Raw genomic sequence first — 19,739 nt, 5'->3', positions numbered from 1 at the left:
ACGGATCAGCGACGATCCTTCGGCAGGGCGATCCGCGCGTTGCGGATCTCGGCGATGAGCCGCGTTTTCCGCTTGTGCTCGGTCACCAGCCCGGCCAGATATTCACCGAACTCCTGGGCGACACCGGCGCGGCGGTACAAACCGCGCAGTTTCCGCAGTTGCTTCGCCGCGTGCCGGTAGTGCGCGGCGTCGCCGTACGCGATCAGCTCGGCGACGTGCTCGCGGTAGAGCGGCAGCACGTCGGCCGGGTGCTCGCGCTCGCGGAACTCGGCCACGCGCAGCCTGTCGGCCAGCGAGGAGCCGTCGCGGGACACGAATTCCCATGCCTCGTCGTACTTTTCCGCTTCGATCAGCTCGTCCAAGTCGACCGGGTCAGCCAGGTCAACCGGGTCGGCCGGTTCCGCGGGCTTCTCGGTCTCGGGGGCCGGACGCGGGCGCGGCAGTTCGGCGGGCGCGGCAGGCGCGGTCACCTGCGCGTTGACCACCGGCCCCTTGCCACGCACCAATGCCTTCGCCGCGTGCGCGATCGCCTCGCTGTGCCGACCGGCGTCGCGCAACACGCGCACGATGCGCAGGCTCACCTCACGACTGGGCAGCTTCGCGGACAGGATGGCCACCAGCGCGTCGACGTCTCCGGAGATCTCGGCCAGCTCCTCGCGCAGCCGCGCGGCCACCGGCGCACGCCGCCCGTCGTTTTCGCCAATGGTGTCCACAAAGGACTTGATCCGGTTGACCCCCTTGTCCCCCAGCGACTTCGCGAAGGCACGCAGATCGAGCACCGGCCAGTCCGGCCGGTCGAAGGTGACGCTGAGGATCCAGTCGGCGAGCGCTTCGGGCGGCGGCGGATGCGCCACGCAGGCCCGCGCGTAGAGCGCCACCGCCCGCCGCAGCTGACCGGCGGTGTCCTCCCCGCGCGCGAACGCGTCGCCGATCTTGTCCATCGCCCGCTTGGCCAGCGGCGCCAGATCGGCTCGCGTGCCGGCGTCCAGCAGCCGCTGCAGGGTGTCGAGCACCGGCTCGATGCCGTGCTCGGTATCGGCCTTGCCCTGGGCGTCGTCCAGCTCCGCCGCCCGTTTCCGGAGGCGTTCGCCCAGGTCGGGATCCCGCTCGGCCTGCTCGTGGAGCAACGCGGCGAGCGTGGGGACGTCCAGCGAGCACAGGTACTCGAGCAGACCGGGGGAATCGGGATGCGCAGTCATCGGCTCACATTCTCGACCACTAGCCCGAATGCGTTGCCGAGGATCACCGGAATGCCGTAGTCGGCTTGAGCCGGAAGGCTTCGGTGAACCGGCCGTAGGCGACCACGTTGTCCGAGTACTGGCGCGAATCGCGGTCGAACGCGCCACCGCAGGTGATCAGCCGCAACTCCGGCTGCGCGGTGTCGCCGTAGACGTCCTCCGAGGGAAAGGCCGACTTCGGGTGACGCTCGACCCGGTACACGGTGAACACCGCGCTGATCCCGTCACCGCGGTGCACGGTGACCCGCGAGCCGACGCGCAGTTCGGCCAGCCGCGCGAACACCCCGGGCACGTGGTTGTAGTCGACGTGCCCGGCGATCACCGACGGGCCGACCTCACCCGGCGTCGGGCTCTCGGTGTACCAGCCCGCCGTCCTCGCGTCGTTGGGTACCTGCAACTCCCCGTCCGACTGGAGGCCGAGGTCCATGATCTGTCCGGTGTGGACGTTCAGCTCCGGGATCTCCAGCGTGGCGGGCTTTCCCGGCGGCAGCACCTTCACGTCGAGGCGTTCGGTGCTCACCTCCGGCACGCTCGGCGGCGCCGGGGCGGCGGCGAGCGTGGACGACGACGAAACCGGCAACGGCGTCTCGGCCACCGACGCCGCCGCGGAGAACGGCGCGGGGTGCTGCTCCGGCGTCGGCAGCGCGAAGAGGATCACGCCGACCGCGATCACCACCACGAGTGCCGAGCCGCAGGCCCCGGCCACCTTCCAGCGCGCCTCCATCTCAGCGTCCGGCTCTGCGACGGCTGACGAGCACGAGCGCGGCTCCACCGCCCAGCAGGGTCAGGCCGCCCAGCCCGGCGAACGCGCCGAGCGAGGACCCGTCGTACGCGCCACCGGTGTCCACCCCGCCCGACGGCGTCTTCTTGACCTGGGGTTCCCCGAAGTGCGATTCGCAGGCGGACCCGTCATCGTCCGCGTCGAGCCCGTGTGGATCGCTGGCGTCCTTCGCCAACTCGGCCTGTGCCTCGGCCTGGGTGGCGAAGTCGGCGCAGTCCTTGTCCTTTCCGGTGGTGCTGGTGATCGGCGGACTGGACGAGGGACTGCTGCTACTGCTGCTGCTCGGTGACGAGGGCTTGGCGGGCGGCTGGACGCCCGGCGGGATCGTTTCCTGGGCCAGCGCGGGTCCCGCGCCGAAAACGAGGGCGGTCAGCACAACACCGGCGGCGAAGCGGAACGAACGCATCGTGCGGATCCTCCGGACGGACCTGGATTCGGCGGATGGTTCCGTTTATCGCCGCGCCGTTCGGGGTGTTACGCGCTCCGGTCCGCCCGGCGGAGCGTGATAGGCAGTGCCGGTGACCATCGAAGATCTGATCCAACGGCTCCGCGAGTTCGCCGACGCACGCGACTGGGAGCAGTTCCACACCCCGAAGAACCTGGTGATGGCCCTGTCCGGGGAAGCGGGTGAGCTGACCTCGCTGTTCCAGTGGCTGACCCCGGAAGAGTCGGCGAACTGGCGGTCGGATCCGGAACTCGAAGCGAACGTGCTCGACGAGATCGCCGACGTGACGCTCTACCTGGTCAGACTGGCCGACGTGCTGGGCATCGACCTCTACGCGGCCGCCGCCGCGAAGATCGAACGCAATGAAGTCAGATTCCCCCGAAAGAGTTAACGAGTCGCGTTCACCCGGTTCCGGCCGCGGCGCGGCGCGGGCACGGTGTTCCCGGTGGCCTCCGGCTGGTGCTCGTGCCGCTGCTCCTCGGTCGGCAGATCGGCGAGGAGCCGGCGGGCGAACCGCGGCCCTTCGCGGACGACCAGCGCCTCGGCGCGTTCGCCCTGCACCGGGAGGTGGGTGGCGCCGAACAACACGGTCCGCCGGTCGATCACGGCGATCTTGCGGTGCGCGGTCCGCGCCCGGACCACGGTCACCCCGCACCCGCGCAGCGCGCGGATCAGCGGATTGCCGTCCGGCCGCAGCACCGCGTACACGTCCACCCCGCGCTCGACCGCGGCGGCCACCGCGGGCAGCAGGTCCGGCACTTCCTCCTCGCTCCACGGCGCCCAGAGCCACACCGACTCCCGCGCCATGGCGAGGTGCTCGGCGACCTCGGCGGCGGTGCTGGGAGCGAGCAGGTCCGCCGCCTGCCGCACCTCGATCTCCTGCTGCAGGCGCAGCGCGTTGACCGCGCCCAGCGCGCTGCCGATCGGCGCGGCCTTGACCGCGCCGAGGTCGGCGAGCAGGTAGAGGCGTTCGCGGGCGGCCGCGGCCCCCGCGATGAGCAGGCTGCGCTGGACGGTGTCGGTGGCGCTGAGCAGGTCGACCGCGACCGCGTCGAAGCGCAGCCCGGCCAGCGCGCGGGCGGTGCCCGCCACCGCCGAAAGCGCCGGGTCGGCGTCACGGACCGCGGCCAGTTCCACGCCGAGGCGTTGCGGGTAGCCGGTCAGCAGGCCGAAGGATTCCCCCTGGCCGCCGTGGATTTCGGTGAGCCGCCCGGCCAGCAGCCCGCCGATCGGCGACCAGCCGCTGGCTCGCTGGTACGGGCGGCACAACTCGGGCAGGGCCAGCGTGTCGACCAGGACGACCTCGGGTGCGTTCCGGTGGTCGCCGTCGAGGAAGCCGTACCCGACGGCGTTGGCGAGCGCGCGCTCGCCGGTGTACTGGCGCCGCAGCACGACGCAGCCTTCGTGGCGCTGCGCCTCCTCGCGGGTCTTGATGCCGCAGTGTGCGAAGACGTCCGTGCCCAGCCAGGCCCGCACGACGGCGTTCTCCGTCAGCTTCGCGGGCCGGACTTCCGGGCCGGGCAGGCGGAAATCGCCGACCAGCACCGCGGTTTCCCCCGCTCTGGCGACCGCGAGGTGCACGTCGGCGGCCCGCAGCGCGGCCGCCCGGTCGACCAGCACGACGTCGAAGTCCCGCTCGGGGATCGTCTCGGTGACCAGTACCCGCTTGGTCGCGGCGGTTTCCGCGTCGAACTCCCGGTGCTGCTGGATGACCTGCTCGGTCAGCCACACCAGGCGCTTCTCGAGTCTTTTCCGTCGCACCGCGCGGTCGTCGGCGCCGGCGCGGAGGGTCTCGCGTTCCTCGTGCAGTTCGGCCAGCGAACGTCTCTTCTGGTCGGCGTGCCGCTGTCTGTCCTCTTCGGACACCGCGCCGTTCGCGCGGGCCTTGAGGATGTGCCGTCGCAGCGCGACCACCTTCAGGTAGGCGTCGCTCTCCACCCGCGCGGCCTCGTCCAGGGCCCGCTCGGTCTCGGCGAGCTGCTCGTCGAGGCGGGTGATGTCGGCTTCGGTGATCGGGTGGGCGGCGGCGAGGTGCTCCTCGATCAGCTCGCTGACCCTGGCCTGTTCGCGGAGCAGGCGCCGGTCGGCCGGTTTCACCTTGGAGAGGTGGCGTTCCGGGGTCAGCCGCTCCAGCTCGGTGATCAGCTCGGCGGCCTGCGCCAGCCGCCCGCGCTCGTACTCGACCTTTCCGCGCTCGACCCTGGCCGCGCGCAACGCCGCCTGGGCTTCTTCCAGTCGGCCGGTCGCCACGCGGTGCAGCTCGCTGGTCTGGGCCAGCTCGGCTTCGAGCCCGCCGATGCGGTCCTCGTGCTCGATGCGCTCGGCCAGCGCGCGGAACTCCTCGTGGTCGTAACCGGCCAGCTGCTCGTCAACAAAGGAGAGTCGAGCGCCGACCCTGTCCAGCTCGGCGAGGTCGTCGAGCACCGAGGCCAGCTCCGGGTCCACCGGGGGCCGCTCCGGCGCGAACCTCGCGGCCAGTTCCTCGTCGGCGGAGAGCACCAGGACGCTCTTGCCCGCTTCGGCCAGGTCCTCGACGGCCTTGGTGAGCACCCGCGTGGCCCCGGTACCCGGCGGCGCCCAGACCAGGCGGACGCCAGGGGTCAGGCAGGCGCGGTACGCCGCGGCCTGCTCGACGTCGAGCCCGTCGACCGGCTCGGCTTCGGGCACCGGATCCAGTTCCCCGGCGGCGAGCCGATCAGCCAGCGGCGCGTTGTCCAGGCCCAGCAACCCGTCGGCCACCCGGCGCCGCAGGTCGCGCGGGGACCGGACCTCGGCCCACACCCGGTCGCACCCGCGAGGCAACGGCCCGGCGACGCGCAGCCGCAGCACCCCGGCGTGCACGCGGTACTGCTCGACCGGCACCGAGACCCCACCGGCGGCCCCGGCCACGCAGAGGCGGACCAGGTGCTCGCGGCCGATCCAGCGGCCACGCAGATCCGCCGCATACCAGTCCCCGGCGGCCAGTGGGCGCACCTTGCCCAGCACCAGCCAGCCGCCGCCGTCCCTGGCGTGCCCCAGCTCCGCCACGACCGCCCGGGCGGCCTCCTCCCGCCAGTCCGCCATCCCACTCCCGTTCAGCCGACGCTCACCGGTCCGACCACCGAGTAAACCAAGAGTACGGTTGGTTTCACACACAGTAACCCGATGGTGCTAACTCGCCATTGCCGCAGCCACCGGGAGCAGGGAACTCGACCACTACTGGCGCCCCCGATTCCGGCTGAAGAAGTGAAACGCGGTCGACGCCCCCGGCGATGAGCAGGCAGTGCGGTAGCTGACCGGCGTCTTCTGGGGGAAGTCATGACCGAACAGCAGTTGCCCACCCGCCCGGTGCTGCCGTTGCGCGGGACGGCCACGGGCGCGTGCGCGCTGATCGTGCTGTCCGCGCTGGCCGGAATGGCGGTGACGGTCACCGACTGGCACACCTCCTCGGTGGCCGACGCCTACATCGACGACAACGCCGGGCTCACCATCGAGGACCTGCGCGCCGCCGAGCGGCTGACCTCGGCGGCCGCCTGGGTCCATCTCGGCGTCACCCTGCTCGCCGCCTGCCTGTTCCTGCTCTGGAGCCGCCGCGCCCGCGCCAACGCCGAAGCGCTCTCGCCCGCCCGCCACCGCCGCGCCCGCGGCTGGGTGATCGGCGGCTGGTTCTGCCCGGTGGTGAACTTCTGGTTCCCGTACCAGGTGGTCTCGGACATCGAGAAGGCCAGCCGCCCGGTGGCCCGCGCGGAGACCGACCTGACCCACCTGCCGGCGAGCCCGCTGGTCGGGCGCTGGTGGGCCGTACTGGTGGCCGGCGTCGCGCTCGACCAGTACGTGGCGCACGTGGTGCTGCGCACCGTTTCCGCCGAGTCGCTGCGGGAGGCGGCCCGGCTGACCACGGTGGCCACCGCGCTGCAAGCCATCGCCGCCGGAATGGTGCTCCTGATCGTCCGGCGCATCACCGTCGCGCAGGACGCGTAATCTTCGAAGGGTGCCGATCCAGGTCCTGCTCGTCGACGACCACGAGGTGGTCCGTCGCGGGCTGCGCGACCTGCTCGGCGACGAGCCGGACATCGAGGTGATCGCCGAAGCCGGTGGCGTGGACGAGGCGCTCGCCCTCGCGACGCACCTCGAACCCGATGTCGCCGTGGTGGACGTGCGGCTCGGCGAAGGCAGCGGGGTGGAGCTGTGCCGCGAACTGCGGTCGCGGCCGAACCCGCCGCAGTGCCTGATGCTCACCGCCTTCGACGACGAGGAGGCGATCGTCGGCGCGATCATGGCCGGTGCCGCCGGATATCTGCTCAAGCAGGTGCGCGGGCAGGACGTGGTCAACGCCGTGCGCGAAGTGGCCGCGGGCCGCTCGCTGCTCGACCCGCAAACCACGGCGAAGGTGCTGGAGCAGATGCGCCACCCGCCGGAGGACGAACTGGCCGAGCTGACCGAGCGCGAGCGCAGCATTCTCGAGCTGATCGGCGAGGGCCTGTCCAACCGGGAAATCGCCGAACGGCTGTTCCTGGCGGAGAAAACGGTGAAGAACTACGTCACGTCGGTACTGGCGAAACTCGGCATGCAGCGGCGCACCCAGGCCGCGGCCTGGATCGCCCGCCGCGAGAAACACTAGGGGGACCATGACCACCGCGCTCGTCGTCGGTGACATCCAGCGGGGCATCACCGGCGCTTACCCGTTCGCCAAGGCGGTCGTGCCGCCGCTGACGGAACTGCTGCCGCGTGCCCGCGCCGCCGGTGCGCTGGTGGTGTTCGTGCGCACCGCGTTCCGGCCCAACCGCGCGGATCTGCCGCCGGGCTCCGCTCTGCTCAAGAGTTTTTTCGAGGCCGGGGACGCCTTCCACGAAGGCTCGACCGGGACGGAGATCGATCTGCCGGTCACCGAAGAGGACGTGGTGGTGCTGAAGCGGCGGGCGAGCGCGTTCGCGGGCACCGATCTCGACCTCGTGCTGCGCGCCCGAGGCGTCACCACGCTCGCTGTCTCCGGTGTCGCGACCGGCGCGATGGTGGCGGCGACCTGCTACGACGCGGCAGATCGCGGCTACGACGTGACCGTGCTCGGCGACGCCTGCGCCGACGCCGATCCGTCCATTCACGACTTCTTCGTGGATAAGGTGTTCCCCAGCCGCGGCTTCGACATCACGAACTGCGCCGCCTGGCGGCCCTAGCCCAACGGCAGGTCGAAGGCCACCAGCGTGCCGAGGCTCGGTGAGGAGTTCAGGTAGAACTTCCCGCCGGAGGCGTCGGCGCGTTCGGCGAGGTGGCGCAGGCCGCGCTTGGCCACGTCCTGCGGCACGCCGGAACCGTTGTCCCGCACGCGGAGCCGGATCTCGTCGGCGTCGCGGTAGAGGGTCACCCGGGTTTCGCTCGCTCCGGAATGTCTGACCACATTGGACAGTGCTTCGCGGAGCGCGGCGCGGATGTGATCGGCCCGCTCGGCCGGGATGTCGGCCAGTTCCCCGGAAAGTTCCAGGGTGGGCGGGAAGCCGAGCAGTTCACCGGCGATCCGCACCTCGGCTCGCGCGGACTCGGCGAGATCGGTGGCGGGCAACTGTTCCCGCTCCGGCTCGGGTGAGCGCAGCGCGCGAACGGTGCCGCGGATCTCTTCGATGGTCTCGTCGAGCTGGTCGATCGCCTCGCCGAGGCGGGCTTCGTCGGCCCGCGCGAACCGCTTGCTCATCCGCCGCCGCACCCGGTCGAGCTGCATCCCGGCGGCGTAGAGGCGTTGCACGATCACGTCGTGGAGTTCGCGCGCGATGCGTTCGCGTTCCTGGTACAGCGTCACGCGGTGCCGGGCGTTGGCGCCTTCGGCGAGGGCGAGCACCACGCCGGCCTGGGTGGCGAACGCGGTCAGCACCTCGACGGTCTCTTCGGAGAACGGCTCGCTGCCGTGCTCGCGGTAGACGGTGAGCACACCGAGCCGCCGCCCGCCGCTGCCGAACGGTGCCGCCGCGAACGGACCGAAGCGGGCGAGTTCACGCGGCACGTACGGGGCGGTGCGCGGATCGGTGGTCACGTCGGCGGTGACCACGGACTCGGCGCCCTGCGCGACCCGGCCCGCCGCGGATTCGGCGGGCAGCACCAGGCCGAGCACGTTTTCACCGGTCCCGCCCGCGACCGCTTCGACCACCACCTTGCCGTCCTCGGTGCGGACCATCAGCAGGCCGAGGTCGGCGCCGGCGAGTTCGGCGGCGTGGCGGACGACGGAACCCAGCACCGCCGCCGGGTCGTCACCGGACAGGGCGGTGGTGGTGATCTCGGTGGCGGCCGAAAGGGCGCGCGCGGCAAGTGTCGGGTCCATCAGCGTCAACAAGTTAAACACCGCTTCGCGACAGCACGTGCACTCGCCCGTCCCGCACGTCGAGGTGCAGATCCGCGGCGGCGGCCTCTTCCATGCGGTGGGTGACCCAGACCACGGTTCTGCCCGCCAGCGCCGCCGCGAGTCCGGCTCGGACCTCGTAGGCGGTCTGCTCGTCGAGGTGCGAAGTCGGCTCGTCGAGCAGTACGAGAGCGCTGCTCTCTGCGGCGAGCAGTGCTCTCGCCAACGCGACCCGCTGCGCCTGCCCACCGGATAGGCCCGCGCCCCCGCTGCCCAGCAGGGTTTCGGCGGGCAGATCGGCGAGTCCGGCGGTGGTGAGCGCGGCGCGCAACCGCTCGGGAGTCGCGTGCGGGTCGGCCAGGCGCAGATTCTCGGCGACGGTGGTCGCCACGAGCCCGGGTTCCTGCGGGGCCCAGGCGACCGCGCCCGGCGTGCGCACGCTTCCGCGTTCCGGCGCGAGGAAGCCCAGCAACAGCGCGAGCAGGCTCGACTTGCCCGCGCCCGACGGTCCGGTGATCGCCACCGTCGCCCCTCGCGGAATGGTCAGCGTGACGTCCTTCAGCACCGGCTCGGGCGCACCCGGCCAGCGCACGTCGACGCCGGTCAGCTCGACGTCCTCGGCGTGCTCGGGCCGCGGACCGTCCGGGGCAGTGAGGACGGCCGCGAGCCGAGTACGGGCGCGGCGGAGTTCGTCCCAGTGCTGGGCGACCGGCGGCAGTTGGAGTAGCACCTCGGCGAGCGCCAGCGGCACCAGCGCGACGATCGGCGCGAGCACCGGGTTCAGCGCGCCGCTGGCAGCAGCTGCCAATGTGGCAGCGACTGCCGCACCGCCCATGGCGAGCACCACCAGCGCGTCGGCGGCACCGGCACCGAATGCCTGGCGGCGCGTGCCCGCGGTCAGCTGGTCGTCGGCGTGGGCGAGGGCCTGCTGCTGTCGCCGATAGGCACCGAACGCGAGCAGTTCCGCGGCACCTTCGAACAGGGTGAGGACACGGGCCGACACGTCACGCCGTCCTTCGGCGAGCGCCGAGGTCGAGCGGCGTTCGAGCAGGAGGGCGAGTGCGGGGGCGAGCAGTCCGGCGACCAGCGCCGCGACCGCGAGGTAGAGCCCGGCGATCGGCAGCACCGCGGTCTGCACGGCCACCGCGCCCGCCACCACCAGTACCGCGACCAGCGGCGGCGAGACCACCCTCGGCAGCAGGTCGCGCACGGTGTCCACATCGGACACCAGGCGGCGCTGGCCCTCACCGTCGCGCAGGGCGCTGGTGCCGACCGGGCCGATGCGCACCAGCGCGCGCCACAGGTCGACGCGGAGGCTGGTGGCGGTGCGGAAGGCGCCGTCGTGGGTGGCGAGCCGTTCGAGGTAGCGGAGTCCGGCGCGCGCGAGACCGAAGGTGCGCACGCCGACCACCGCGACGGTCAGGGTGAGGATCGGCGGTTGCTGCGACGCCTTGGCGATCAGCCAGCCGGACGTCGCGGTCAGCGCGATCCCGGCGAGGAACGCCGCTGCGCCGAGCCCGGCCCCGGTCAGGAACGCGCGATCGACGAGGCGGCGCAGGCCGATCGGCTTGGCGTCGGGTTCGGCAGGTGCGTCCGCCGCGGTGGTTGCCTCGGCCGGTTCGTCTTCGGCGAAGGAGGTCAGCCGGTCGTGGGCGGCGATCACCACGGTGGCCCCGCTGTCGGCTACCTCTTTGATCGCCTTCTGCACTCGGCGCGCCGATGCGGCGTCGAGATGGGCGGTCGGCTCGTCGAGCAGCAGGAGCCAGGCCCCGTACCGGGCCCGCAGCAGCGCCCTGGCGACCGCCACCCGCTGCCGCTGGCCAGTGGACAGGTGACTGACTGGCTGATCCACTTGGCCACTCAGCCACACAGCCACTAGGACACTGAGCAACTCATCCTCTGCCGGTTCGACCTCCTGGTCGGCCAGCGCGAGGCGGAGTTCTTCGCGGACCGTGCCGCCGGTGAACGCGGGCGACTGCGGCACCCAGGCCACCTGGCGGCGCCAGTGCGCGAGGTCGGCTTCGGCGAGCGGCTGCCCGCCGATGGTGACCGAACCCGATTCCGGTTGCACGAAGCCGAGCAACGCGGCGAGCGTGGTGGACTTCCCGGCGCCGCTCGGCGCGCGCAGCCAAGTGATCTCGCCGGGGTCGGCGGTGAAGGTCTCGCCATCGGGCGCGAACCCGCCCCGGCGGAGCACCCGCAGGTCCCGGACCTCGATCTGTCCTTTGTGGATCTTCCGGGCACCGGGGGCGGGCACCGGTTCGGCGAGCACTTCGGCGACCCGGCGCACCGCCTCGACCCCGTCTTCGCTGGCGTGGAAGGCGGCACCGGCGTTGCGCAGCGGCTGAAAGCACTCGGGCGCCAGGATGAGCACGCCCAGCCCGATGGCCAGGGTCAGGTCACCGGAGACCAGCCGGACCCCGATCACCACGGCGACCAGCGCCACCGAAAGCGTCGCGGCCAGTTCGAGCACGAAGGCCGAGGAGAACGCCACGCGCAGGGTTTTCAGGGTGTCGCGGCGGTGCCGGTCGGAAACCCGGCGCACCACCTCGGCCTGCGCCCCGGCACGGCGGAACGCGGCGAGCACCGGGAGCGCGCGGATCAGTTCCAGCAGACGACCGGAAAGTCGGTGCGTGGCCTCGGTCGCGTCACTGACCCGGTCCGCGGTGTACTTGCCGACCAGGATCGCGAACATCGGCAGCAGCGGCAGAGTCACCGCGATGAGCACCGCCGAAGGCCAGTCGGCGAACAGCACCGCCGCCCCCGCGCCGACCGGCACCACTGCGGCGGTGACCAGTGCGGGCAGGTAGGTGGTGAAGTAGGCGTCGAGCGCGTCGAGGCCGCGGGTGGTCAGCGCGGTCAGCTCACCGGTGCCGCGGGCGGCGATCCACTCCGGACCGAGTGCCGCGGCGTGGTCGACCACTTTGGCGCGCAGTTCCTCCTTGGCGCCGGCCGCGGCCCGCGCGGAAACCACCCGCACCGCCCAGCCGACCAGCGCACGTCCTCCCACGGCGCCGAGCAGCCAGGCGGTGCGGCCCCCGATCTCCTCGCCGCCCCCGACGATCGAGGCGAGGATCGAAGCCAGCAGGAACGCCTGCGCCACCAGCAGCGCGGCGTTGGCCGCGGCCAGCACCGCGGCGAGGGCCAGCGCCCGGCGCGCCACCGGCGAAAGGGAAGGCAGCGCGCCGAGCGGGCCGGGCCCCGGCCGCACTTTGTCCACTGTGGACAACTTCTTGGCGGGAAGGGTGGTGCGGCCGGGAGTCATGGGGTGTGCACCGGTGGGATGTGGTGGGTGCCGATGCGCTTGCGGAAGACCCAGTAGGTCCAGCCCTGGTAGATCAGCACGGCCGGAGCGCCGAACGCGCCGACCCAGGTCATCACCTGCAGGGTGTACGGGCTGGAGGCGGTGCCGTCGATGGTGAGCGTGTTGGCCGGGTCGCCGGTGGAGGGCAGCACGTCCGGGTAGAGCGCGCCGAACAGGGTGATCGCGGCGGTGGCGATCAGCACGCCGAGCGCGGCGAAGGCCTGACCGTCGCGATCGGCGGCGAGCCGGACCCAGGCCACGATCGCCGACAGCACCGCCACGACGAGCGTGACGACTGTCCACAGTGCACCTTCGCGCAGCTGGACCAGCACCAGGAAGGCGAACATCGGCAGCAGGGCGAACGGCATCGCCCTGAGTGCCACGTTCCGGGCGCGCTCGCGGAACTCGCCTTCGGTCTTGAGCGCGAGGAACGCGGCGCCGTGCACCAGCGAGAACCCGGCGAAGGCGAGCGCGCCGAGCGCGGTGTCCCAGCGGACGGCCTCCCACGGGCTGCCGACGCGGTCGCCGTTGGCGTCGAGCGGCAGGCCGAGCATGGTGGTGGCGAGCAGCAGCCCGACGCCGAGCGGCGGGAGCCACGAGCCGAGCACGATCACCCGGTCCCAGGTGCGGCGCCAGCGGTCGGAGTCGACCTTGCCGCGGTACTCGAAGGCCACGCCGCGGCCGATCAGGGCCAGCAGGATGATCAACACGGGCAGGTAGGCGCCGGAGAGCAGGGTCGCGTACCAGCCGGGGAAGGCGGCGAAGGTGGCGCCGATCGCGACGATCAGCCACACCTCGTTGCCGTCCCACACCGGCCCGATCGTGTTGATCATGACGCGACGCTCGGTGTTGTCGCGGCCCAGCCACGGCAGCAGCATGCCGACGCCGAAGTCGAAGCCCTCGAGAAAGAGGTACCCGAGCCAGAACACCGCGACGATGATGAACCAGACCGTCTCGAGACCCACCTCAACCCACCTCCTGGGGCGCGGTTGTCAAGGGTGTTGTGCCACGTGAAACCTGTTTTCCCCAAGTTGTGCACAACGAGCGCACTTGTCCACAGAATCCTGTGGACAGCCCCGCGCGGGAGTGGCGGGCGATAGGCTGGAGCTGGGAACGCCCCCCTGGGAGCGGCGGGGGTTGCAGGCCGGTTGGGTGTGGACCGTTGGGGTGTGCCCCGGTGGGGCGCGGGCTGGCGGGAGGCGCGGCGGTCTGATGTGCGCCGGTTGGGTGCGCGCTGTTCGGGTGCGCGCCAGGCCGACGCGGATTGGCGGGGTGCGCGCCGGCCAGATGCGCGTCGGTTGAATGCGCGCCGCTGAGATGCGGACCGGCGGGGGGTGCGGCAGCCAGAGGTGCGCCCGTCGGAGGCACGCCAGCCACGTGCGGACCGGAAGGGTGTGCGGCAGCCAGAGGTGCGCCAGCCAGGTGCGGGCGAGTCGGAGGTGCGGCGGCGGGGCGGAGTGGATCGGCTGTGTGCATGGTTGTCGCCTTCAGTACGCGAACGACAGGGCTTTGTCGTCGTCGGAATCGTCGGTGTCGTCTGGGGAAGTGGCGGGGGGCGGCGGCATCACGCCTTCCACGCCACCGCGGATGTATTTCCGTAGTAGGAAGACCTCGACCGCACCGAGCACCGCGTACACCGTGGTCAGGCCGATCAGCGAGACCCACACCTCACCCGCGCTCAAATTGGACACAGCCGTAGCGGTGAACATCCACACGCCGTCCACGCCGGTCGGGTTCGGCACCACCACGAACGGCTGCCGACCCATCTCGGTGAAGATCCAGCCCGCGCTGTTCGCCACGAACGGGGTGACGATGCCCAGCAGCATCAACCGCGGGAACCACGGGCTCGACGGGATCCGCCCGCGACGGGTCAGCCACAGCGCCAGCACACCGAGCCCCGCCGAGATCGCGCCGAAGCCGATCATCGCGCGGAAACCCCAGTAGGTCACCGGCAGGCTGGGCACGTAGTCGATCGGCTGCCCGGCCAGCTCACCGAGCCGCGGGTCGTCGGGGTAGTTCGTGCCATAACGCGCCTGATACTCGGTGACCAGGTCCTCCACGCCCTTCACCTCGGTGCTGAAGTCGTTGTGCGCCAAGAAGGACAGCAGTGCGGGCACGGTGAACGTCTTGACGTCCTCGCACTGCGCGTCCGCCACGTCCCCGATCGCCAGGATGGAGAAGCTGGCCGGTGCCTCGGTGTGGCACAACGCCTCCGCCGAGGCCATCTTCATCGGCTGCTGCTCGAACATCAGCTTGCCCTGCAGGTCACCGGTGATCGCCAGGGCGGCGAACGCGACCACACCGACCCAGCCGCCGAGGCGGATCGACGAGCGCCACACCGCGCGGTGCTCGTCGTCGGCCGACCGCTTGCGCCACAGGTGCCAGGCCGCGACACCGACCACGAAGGCCGCGGCCACCGAGAAGGTGCCCGCCACGGTGTGCGGAATGGCGGCCAGCGCGGTGTTGTTGGTCAGCACCGCCCAGATCGAGTTCATCGTCGGCCTGCCGTCGACGAACTCGACCCCGACCGGGTGCTGCATCCACGAGTTCGCCGCCAGGATGAAGTACGCCGACGCGACCGTGGCCAGCGAGAAGGCCCAGACGCAGGCCAGGTGCACCTTCTTCGGCAGGCGGTCCCAGCCGAAGATCCACAGGCCGAGGAAGGTCGACTCGACGAAGAAGGCGACCAGGCCCTCCATCGCCAGCGGCGCGCCGAAGACGTCCCCGACGAACCGGGAGTACTCGCTCCAGTTCATCCCGAACTGGAACTCCTGCACGATCCCGGTCACCACGCCCATGGCGAAGTTGACCAGCAGCAGCTTGCCCCAGAACTTCGTCATCTTGAGGTAGCGCACGTTCCCGGTGCGCACCCAGGCCGTCTGCATCCCGGCGACCAGCAGCGAAAGCCCGATGGTCAGCGGGACCATCAGGAAGTGGTAGACGGTGGTGATGCCGAACTGCCACCGCGCGAGCTCCAAGACCTCCACGAGATCAAGCCTCGTCGCGGGCGCGAGCACCCGCCAGTTCAAACAGTCCTGTTCACCCCGGGACCTAAGTCCCTTCTAGCGGGTCTCTTCCGCCAGCCAGCTCAGGTAGGCGGGGCTGCCGCCGGTGATCGGGGTGGTGATCACCTCCGGGGTGTCGTAGGTGTGGTGTTCGAGCAGGTGCGCGGTCAGTTCCTCGCTGCGGCGCGCGGTGGTCTTGATCTCCACCCGCCACTCCGGCTCGGTCTGCACCGCGCCCTCCCAGCGGTAGACGCTGGTCACCGGGCCGAGCACCTGCGCGCAGGCACCGAGCCGGGCTTCGATCGCGCCGGCGGCCAGCGACCTGGCCGCGTCCTCACTGTCGGTTGTGGTGGTCACGACGACGTTCTCGGCAGTCATGAAATCATTTTACCCGCCCCACAAGAATTAAGTTGGGCGTGGCGAAAACAATTTGTCACACCCGCTCAAACACCGATTCGCGATTCCCATCTGCTGGCCATTTCCGATTACCCCCTTTATCGTTGAATTGAAAGGGGGCGAACGCCGCGATGTCAGCCGCAATGTTGGCTCTGATCAGCACTTTTGGCCTGGTCCTTGCCGTGGAACTGCCGGACAAGACGCTGGTCGCCACGCTGGTGCTGACCACCCGTTTCCGGGCCTGGCCGGTTTTTGCCGGGGTGTGCGCCGCATTTGCCGTGCAGAGCACGATCGCGGTGTTGTTCGGCAGCGTGCTGACGCTGCTGCCGGAAACGCTGGTCGCCGGAATCGTCGCGGTGATGTTCGGCGCCGGTGCCTACTTCCTGCTCCGCGAGGGCTTCGCCCCGGCGGCGGACGGCGAGGAGGACGCCTCGCGCAGCGGCCCCGGCCCGGTCACCTTCCTGCGGTCCTCGATGACCTCGTTCGGCGTGCTGTTCGCCGCCGAATGGGGTGACGCCTCCCAGCTGGCCACGGCCGGGCTGGCCGCCAGGCTCGAGCAGCCGGTGGCGGTCGGCGTCGGCGCCTTCTGCGCGCTGGTCGTGGTCGCCGGGATCGCGGTGTTCATCGGGCAGAAGGTCCGCAACCGGATCCGCCCGAAGCTGATCCAGCGGGTCGCCGGCTTCGTTTTCGCCGCGTTCAGCGTCGCGGCGCTCTGGCAGGCCTTCGCCTGACACCGCGCCGGACACCGACCCGGCCCCACCTCGAAGGTCTCATTCGCATAACATGGCTGGCTCGTGTCTGTTCTGCGAAGCCGAGGTGAACACGAGTGAGCACGCTGCCCTCCCGCGAGGCCGGTCCGCACGGCCGCATCGCGCTCGCCGGCATGGGTGTCGCCGTGCTCATCGCGATCCACCTGCACATCCAGCTGTCCGGCCAGGTCAGCCCGCTGTGGCGGACGCTGTCGGAGTACGTCAACGCCGGTGCCGCACCGAGCTTCGGCGTGATGTGCCTGGCGCTGGCGGCCGGTTCGCTGGCCCTGCTGATCGGCATCGCCAGGGCACGACGCGGTGGCGCGGTGCCGGTGCTGCTCGGGCTCTGGTGCGCCGGGCTGGTGGTGTGCGGGCTGTTCCCGGTGGATCCGGACGGCGCCGCGCGCACGTTCAGCGGTCAGGTGCACAACGGCGGCGCGGTGCTCGCGTTCATCGCCCTGCCGGTCGCGGGCTGGCTGCTCACACGGCGCTCGGACGCGCAGTGCCCCTGGGAACCGCGGCGGACCACGATCCGGCGGCTCTCGGTGGCCAGCGCGGCGACGCTCGTGGTGGTGCTGGCCAGCTTCGCCTGGATCATGAGCACCGGACCGGCCGATCCGGTCGTCACGCTCGGGCTGTTCGAGCGCGTGCTGTTCGCCGTCGACCTGGCGCTGCTGCTGACGATGACCCGCCCGCTGCTCAGCTCAGCACGCCGGTGAGCTGAGCGGCCGCCTCGACCACCTTCGGCCCGACTGCGCTCGCGTCGAGCGGGTCCAGTGAGATCACGCCGATGCTGGCGCGCAGCCCCGGCAGTCCGCGCACCGGCGCCGCCACCCCGGACGCGCCGGGCTGCAACTCGCCGGTGGTGGCCACCCAGCCGGGCTCACCGCGCAGCGTGATCGCCTTGCCCGCGGCGCCTGCCGTGATCGGGTGGCGGCTGCCGACGCGGTAGGCCACGTGGAAGTTCGTCCAGGACGGCTCGACCACGGCGATCGCCTGCACCTGCTCCCCCTCGGCGACCGAGAGGTGCGCGGTGGCGCCGACCGCCTCGGCGAGGTCGCGCAGCACCGGCTGGGCGGCCTGGCGCAGCTGCGGCAGCACCTGGCCGGACAACCGCAGCAGCCCGACCCCCAGCCGCACCTTCGACCCGTCCCGCCAGACCAGCCCGCGTTCGGCGAGCGGCACCAGCAGCCGGTACACCGCGGGCCTGCTGGCCCCGATGGCGACCGCCAGCTCGGAGATGGTCGCGGCCTCGCTGCCCGCGTCCGCCACGGCCTGGAGCAGCGCCAGGCCCCGCTCCAGGGTCAGCGAGCCCTCGCGACTCATCTCCGGCTCACAACAGGCCGAGGTTCTTCAGGTCCTCCACCGGCTCGTCCAGCGAGGCCGAGGCGTAGGACCCGAACAGCTCGCGAACCGCCTTGGCGGCCGGCTCGGACAACGCGGTGGCCTCCTTGGCCAGCACCTCGCCGTCGGTCTCCTCCAGCGCCGCGCGCACGTCCTTGCCGGACAGGCAGCGGGCCGCGGCGACCAGCAGGTTGAGGAAGCCGTGGTGGGCGAAGCCGGTCTCGGCGTCCGCGTGCCGGACGGCGCGGTGGAGGCTGTTCGTCGCCTTGAACGAGGAGCCGGTGTGCGCGCTGACCACGGCCAGGAAGTCGGCCACCTCGTCCACGCTGGGGAAGTTCTCGCTGGACAGCCCGCCGCAGCGGATCTTCGGGCGGCTGCCGTGCTCGATCACCTTGCGCACGCCGTCCAGCCAGCCGACCCCGCGCCGCGGCTCGACCACCCGGATGACGTCCTCCGGCACGAACTCGGAGACCCGTTCCAGCCAGACCTCGTCCACGTCCGACGGCGCCGGCATCTCGACCATGCGCAGGTCGAGCAGCTCGTCGCGGGATTCCACGATCGAGATCGCCTTCGGCACCCCGCCGAGGCCGGTGTCGATGATCAGCGACAACGGCAGCGGGGTCTTGGGCTTGATCTTGATCAGCTCGGTGATCAGTTCCGGGAGCCTCGACGCCTGGCACAGGAACAGGCCGACGAGACCCGCGTGCGCACCCGCCCTGGTCTCCAGGTACGAGCGCAGGGCTTCGGGCATCGCGGCGTCCCCGGGCGGGAAGAGCGCGGAGTCGTCGACGAGCCGGGCGAACAGGGGCGGAATTCCGCGGGGGCCGGGGGGCGTGAGTTCCACTGCGCTTGACACGACTGACACGCTAGTAGCGTACGACATAAGGACAAACACGTCCGTAAAACGGACACGAATACCAGTGTTCAACGGTCGAAGACGTCACCGGAGGGGCCCGTGCCTTACTACCGCCGAGTCGGGGAGATCCCGCACAAGCGGCACACCCAGTTCCGCTCGCCACAGGGCGGCCTCTACGCCGAGGAGCTGATGGGCGTGGAGGGGTTCTCCGCCGACTCCGCCCTGCTCTACCACCGCAATCTGCCGACGGCGATCGTGGACGCGGTCGCCGTGCCGGACGAGCGCGGGCAGCTGAACCCGAACCACCCGCTCAAGCCGCGGAGCTTCCGCACCCAGGACCTCAAGTTCCCCGGCGACGCCGACGCGGTGACCGACCGGCGGCGGCTGTTCGGCAACGCCGACGTGACCATCGGCTTCGCCGTGGCGACCGTGCCGAGCCCGCTGTACCGCAACGCGGCCGGCGACGAGCTGTTCTACGTCCAGGGCGGCAGCGGCACGCTGGAGACCATCTACGGCGCGCTGGAGATCGGCGACGGCGACTACGTGGTCATCCCGACCTCGTGCACCTACCGCGTGGTGCCGCGCGAGCCGCTGCGGCTGCTCACCATCGAGGCGCGCGGGCACATCGGCCCGCCGAAGCGGTACCTGTCGAGCAAGGGCCAGTTCCTGGAGCACTCGCCGTACTGCGAGCGCGACATCCGGGGCCCGTCGGCGCCGATGCTGGCCGAGGGCGAGGACGTCGAGGTGCTGGTGCGCCACCGCGCCGGGCTGACCCGCTACACCTACGCCAACCACCCGTTCGACGTGGTCGGCTGGGACGGCTGCCTGTACCCGTGGGTGTTCAACATCGACGACTTCGAGCCGATCACCGGCCGCGTGCACCAGCCGCCGCCCGTGCACCAGACCTTCGAGGGCCCGAACTTCGTGGTGTGCTCGTTCTGCCCGCGGAAGGTGGACTACCACCCGGAATCGATCCCGGTGCCGTACAACCACGCGAACGTCGACTCCGACGAGCTGATGTTCTACGTGCGCGGCAACTACGAGGCGCGCAAGGGCTCCGGCATCGGCATCGGCTCGCTCTCGCTGCACCCGTCGGGGTTCACGCACGGACCGCAGCCGGGCGCGGCGGAGGCGTCGATCGGCGCGGACTTCTTCGACGAGACCGCGGTCATGGTGGACACCTTCGCGCCGCTGGACCTCGGCGAGGCGGCCGGCGCGTCGGAGGACCCGGGATACGCCTGGACCTGGTCGGGACGGGGTCCGAACCGCTGATTTCCGTGGTGACAGTTTCTCTTTTGTCACCCGCCCGCGCGCCCT

The 19,739-nt window shown here is 71.3% G+C and carries 18 protein-coding genes; 7 read left to right on the top strand and 11 right to left on the bottom strand.

The features are described from left to right. Window positions 1–5: 5 nt before the first annotated feature. From YIM_RS00890 to YIM_RS00880, 3 genes are read right to left on the bottom strand one after another with little or no spacing between them, the layout of a single operon-like run. Entirely contained in the window at window positions 6–1,199 is a 1,194-nt protein-coding gene (locus tag YIM_RS00890) for a hypothetical protein (RefSeq protein WP_194240000.1), read from the bottom strand. A 43-nt stretch (window positions 1,200–1,242) separates the two neighbouring features. Further along, the gene (locus tag YIM_RS00885; protein WP_153028521.1) at window positions 1,243–1,962 is read right to left on the bottom strand and encodes a class F sortase; all 720 of its coding nucleotides are present in this window, start codon (window positions 1,960–1,962) and stop codon (window positions 1,243–1,245) included. A gap of 1 nt (window position 1,963) precedes the next feature. Further along, entirely contained in the window at window positions 1,964–2,425 is a 462-nt protein-coding gene (locus YIM_RS00880) for an excalibur calcium-binding domain-containing protein (protein ID WP_153028520.1), read from the bottom strand. A 112-nt stretch (window positions 2,426–2,537) separates the two neighbouring features. Between YIM_RS00880 and YIM_RS00875 the strand changes: the two genes are divergently transcribed. Next, window positions 2,538–2,855: a nucleotide pyrophosphohydrolase gene (locus tag YIM_RS00875; protein WP_153028519.1), complete on the top strand. Its 318-nt coding sequence runs from the start codon at window positions 2,538–2,540 to the stop codon at window positions 2,853–2,855. Here the strand turns inward: YIM_RS00875 and YIM_RS00870 are convergent. Continuing rightward, window positions 2,852–5,527 (bottom strand): hypothetical protein, encoded by a 2,676-nt coding sequence (locus YIM_RS00870; protein WP_153028518.1) that lies wholly within the window; start codon window positions 5,525–5,527, stop codon window positions 2,852–2,854. The genes YIM_RS00875 and YIM_RS00870 overlap by 4 nt on opposite strands. A 234-nt stretch (window positions 5,528–5,761) precedes the next feature. Here YIM_RS00870 and YIM_RS00865 point away from each other — a divergent pair, with 234 nt between their 5' ends. From YIM_RS00865 to YIM_RS00855, 3 genes are read left to right on the top strand one after another with little or no spacing between them, the layout of a single operon-like run. Then, window positions 5,762–6,424 carry a DUF4328 domain-containing protein gene (locus YIM_RS00865; RefSeq protein WP_153028517.1) on the top strand — a complete coding sequence of 221 codons (663 nt, stop codon included), beginning with the start codon at window positions 5,762–5,764 and terminating at the stop codon, window positions 6,422–6,424. A gap of 10 nt (window positions 6,425–6,434) precedes the next feature. Then, window positions 6,435–7,064 (top strand): response regulator transcription factor, encoded by a 630-nt coding sequence (locus YIM_RS00860; protein ID WP_153028516.1) that lies wholly within the window; start codon window positions 6,435–6,437, stop codon window positions 7,062–7,064. Between the two features lie 7 nt (window positions 7,065–7,071). Then, window positions 7,072–7,617, top strand: coding sequence for a cysteine hydrolase family protein (locus YIM_RS00855; RefSeq protein ID WP_153028515.1), 546 nt, complete (start codon window positions 7,072–7,074; stop codon window positions 7,615–7,617). Here the strand turns inward: YIM_RS00855 and YIM_RS00850 are convergent. From YIM_RS00850 to cutA, 5 genes are all read right to left on the bottom strand, one after another. Continuing rightward, window positions 7,614–8,750: a GAF domain-containing sensor histidine kinase gene (locus tag YIM_RS00850; protein WP_153028514.1), complete on the bottom strand. Its 1,137-nt coding sequence runs from the start codon at window positions 8,748–8,750 to the stop codon at window positions 7,614–7,616. The two genes, YIM_RS00855 and YIM_RS00850, sit on opposite strands and share 4 nt — an antisense overlap. A 13-nt stretch (window positions 8,751–8,763) precedes the next feature. After that, window positions 8,764–12,033 (bottom strand): thiol reductant ABC exporter subunit CydD, encoded by a 3,270-nt coding sequence (gene cydD / locus YIM_RS00845; RefSeq protein ID WP_153028513.1) that lies wholly within the window; start codon window positions 12,031–12,033, stop codon window positions 8,764–8,766. Next, window positions 12,030–13,037, bottom strand: a complete 1,008-nt coding sequence (gene cydB / locus YIM_RS00840; protein ID WP_153028512.1) for a cytochrome d ubiquinol oxidase subunit II — start codon at window positions 13,035–13,037, stop codon at window positions 12,030–12,032. Before cydB ends, cydD begins: the two co-directional genes overlap by 4 nt. A gap of 522 nt (window positions 13,038–13,559) precedes the next feature. Beyond that, window positions 13,560–15,059, bottom strand: a complete 1,500-nt coding sequence (locus tag YIM_RS00835) for a cytochrome ubiquinol oxidase subunit I (RefSeq protein WP_153028511.1) — start codon at window positions 15,057–15,059, stop codon at window positions 13,560–13,562. 75 nt (window positions 15,060–15,134) lie between these two features. Further along, window positions 15,135–15,455, bottom strand: a complete 321-nt coding sequence (gene cutA / locus YIM_RS00830; RefSeq protein ID WP_153028510.1) for a divalent-cation tolerance protein CutA — start codon at window positions 15,453–15,455, stop codon at window positions 15,135–15,137. A 161-nt stretch (window positions 15,456–15,616) separates the two neighbouring features. Between cutA and YIM_RS00825 the strand changes: the two genes are divergently transcribed. Both YIM_RS00825 and YIM_RS00820 read left to right on the top strand, forming a co-directional pair. Next, window positions 15,617–16,204 (top strand): TMEM165/GDT1 family protein, encoded by a 588-nt coding sequence (locus YIM_RS00825; RefSeq protein ID WP_153028509.1) that lies wholly within the window; start codon window positions 15,617–15,619, stop codon window positions 16,202–16,204. A 152-nt stretch (window positions 16,205–16,356) separates the two neighbouring features. Next, the gene (locus tag YIM_RS00820; protein ID WP_153036692.1) at window positions 16,357–16,941 is read left to right on the top strand and encodes a DUF998 domain-containing protein; all 585 of its coding nucleotides are present in this window, start codon (window positions 16,357–16,359) and stop codon (window positions 16,939–16,941) included. Here the strand turns inward: YIM_RS00820 and YIM_RS00815 are convergent. Together YIM_RS00815 and YIM_RS00810 are read right to left on the bottom strand one after the other, a co-directional pair. Further along, window positions 16,922–17,548 carry an IclR family transcriptional regulator gene (locus tag YIM_RS00815; protein ID WP_153028508.1) on the bottom strand — a complete coding sequence of 209 codons (627 nt, stop codon included), beginning with the start codon at window positions 17,546–17,548 and terminating at the stop codon, window positions 16,922–16,924. The genes YIM_RS00820 and YIM_RS00815 overlap by 20 nt on opposite strands. Before the next feature lie 7 nt (window positions 17,549–17,555). Further along, a complete protein-coding gene (locus tag YIM_RS00810; RefSeq protein WP_304506084.1) occupies window positions 17,556–18,410 on the bottom strand; it encodes a hypothetical protein in 855 nt (284 codons plus the stop codon). A 111-nt stretch (window positions 18,411–18,521) separates the two neighbouring features. On the opposite strand from YIM_RS00810, the gene YIM_RS00805 reads away from it, so the two are divergent. Then, on the top strand, window positions 18,522–19,694 hold the full coding sequence (locus YIM_RS00805; protein WP_153028507.1) for a homogentisate 1,2-dioxygenase: 1,173 nt from the start codon (window positions 18,522–18,524) through the stop codon (window positions 19,692–19,694). The last annotated feature ends 45 nt before the right edge of the window (window positions 19,695–19,739 follow it).

It is taken from the genome of Amycolatopsis sp. YIM 10, assembly GCF_009429145.1.
Classification (GTDB): Bacteria; Actinomycetota; Actinomycetes; order Mycobacteriales; family Pseudonocardiaceae; genus Amycolatopsis.
Note: the sequence above shows the minus strand (reverse complement) of the source record. Positions and strands in the feature narration are given on the sequence as shown.

Excerpts from the sequence above, each read along its gene's own strand:
- YIM_RS00880 (WP_153028520.1), bottom strand. The coding sequence starts at position 2,425 with ATGCGTTCGTTCCGCTTCGCCGCCGGTGTTGTGCTGACCGCCCTCGTT.
- YIM_RS00815 (WP_153028508.1), bottom strand. The coding sequence starts at position 17,548 with ATGAGTCGCGAGGGCTCGCTGACCCTGGAGCGGGGCCTGGCGCTGCTC.
- cydD (WP_153028513.1), bottom strand. The coding sequence starts at position 12,033 with ATGACTCCCGGCCGCACCACCCTTCCCGCCAAGAAGTTGTCCACAGTG.
- YIM_RS00855 (WP_153028515.1), top strand. The coding sequence starts at position 7,072 with ATGACCACCGCGCTCGTCGTCGGTGACATCCAGCGGGGCATCACCGGC.
- YIM_RS00820 (WP_153036692.1), top strand. The coding sequence starts at position 16,357 with ATGGGTGTCGCCGTGCTCATCGCGATCCACCTGCACATCCAGCTGTCC.
- YIM_RS00870 (WP_153028518.1), bottom strand. The coding sequence starts at position 5,527 with ATGGCGGACTGGCGGGAGGAGGCCGCCCGGGCGGTCGTGGCGGAGCTG.
- YIM_RS00865 (WP_153028517.1), top strand. The coding sequence starts at position 5,762 with ATGACCGAACAGCAGTTGCCCACCCGCCCGGTGCTGCCGTTGCGCGGG.
- cutA (WP_153028510.1), bottom strand. The coding sequence starts at position 15,455 with ATGACTGCCGAGAACGTCGTCGTGACCACCACAACCGACAGTGAGGAC.
- YIM_RS00890 (WP_194240000.1), bottom strand. The coding sequence starts at position 1,199 with ATGACTGCGCATCCCGATTCCCCCGGTCTGCTCGAGTACCTGTGCTCG.
- YIM_RS00850 (WP_153028514.1), bottom strand. The coding sequence starts at position 8,750 with ATGGACCCGACACTTGCCGCGCGCGCCCTTTCGGCCGCCACCGAGATC.
- YIM_RS00885 (WP_153028521.1), bottom strand. The coding sequence starts at position 1,962 with ATGGAGGCGCGCTGGAAGGTGGCCGGGGCCTGCGGCTCGGCACTCGTG.
- YIM_RS00825 (WP_153028509.1), top strand. The coding sequence starts at position 15,617 with ATGTTGGCTCTGATCAGCACTTTTGGCCTGGTCCTTGCCGTGGAACTG.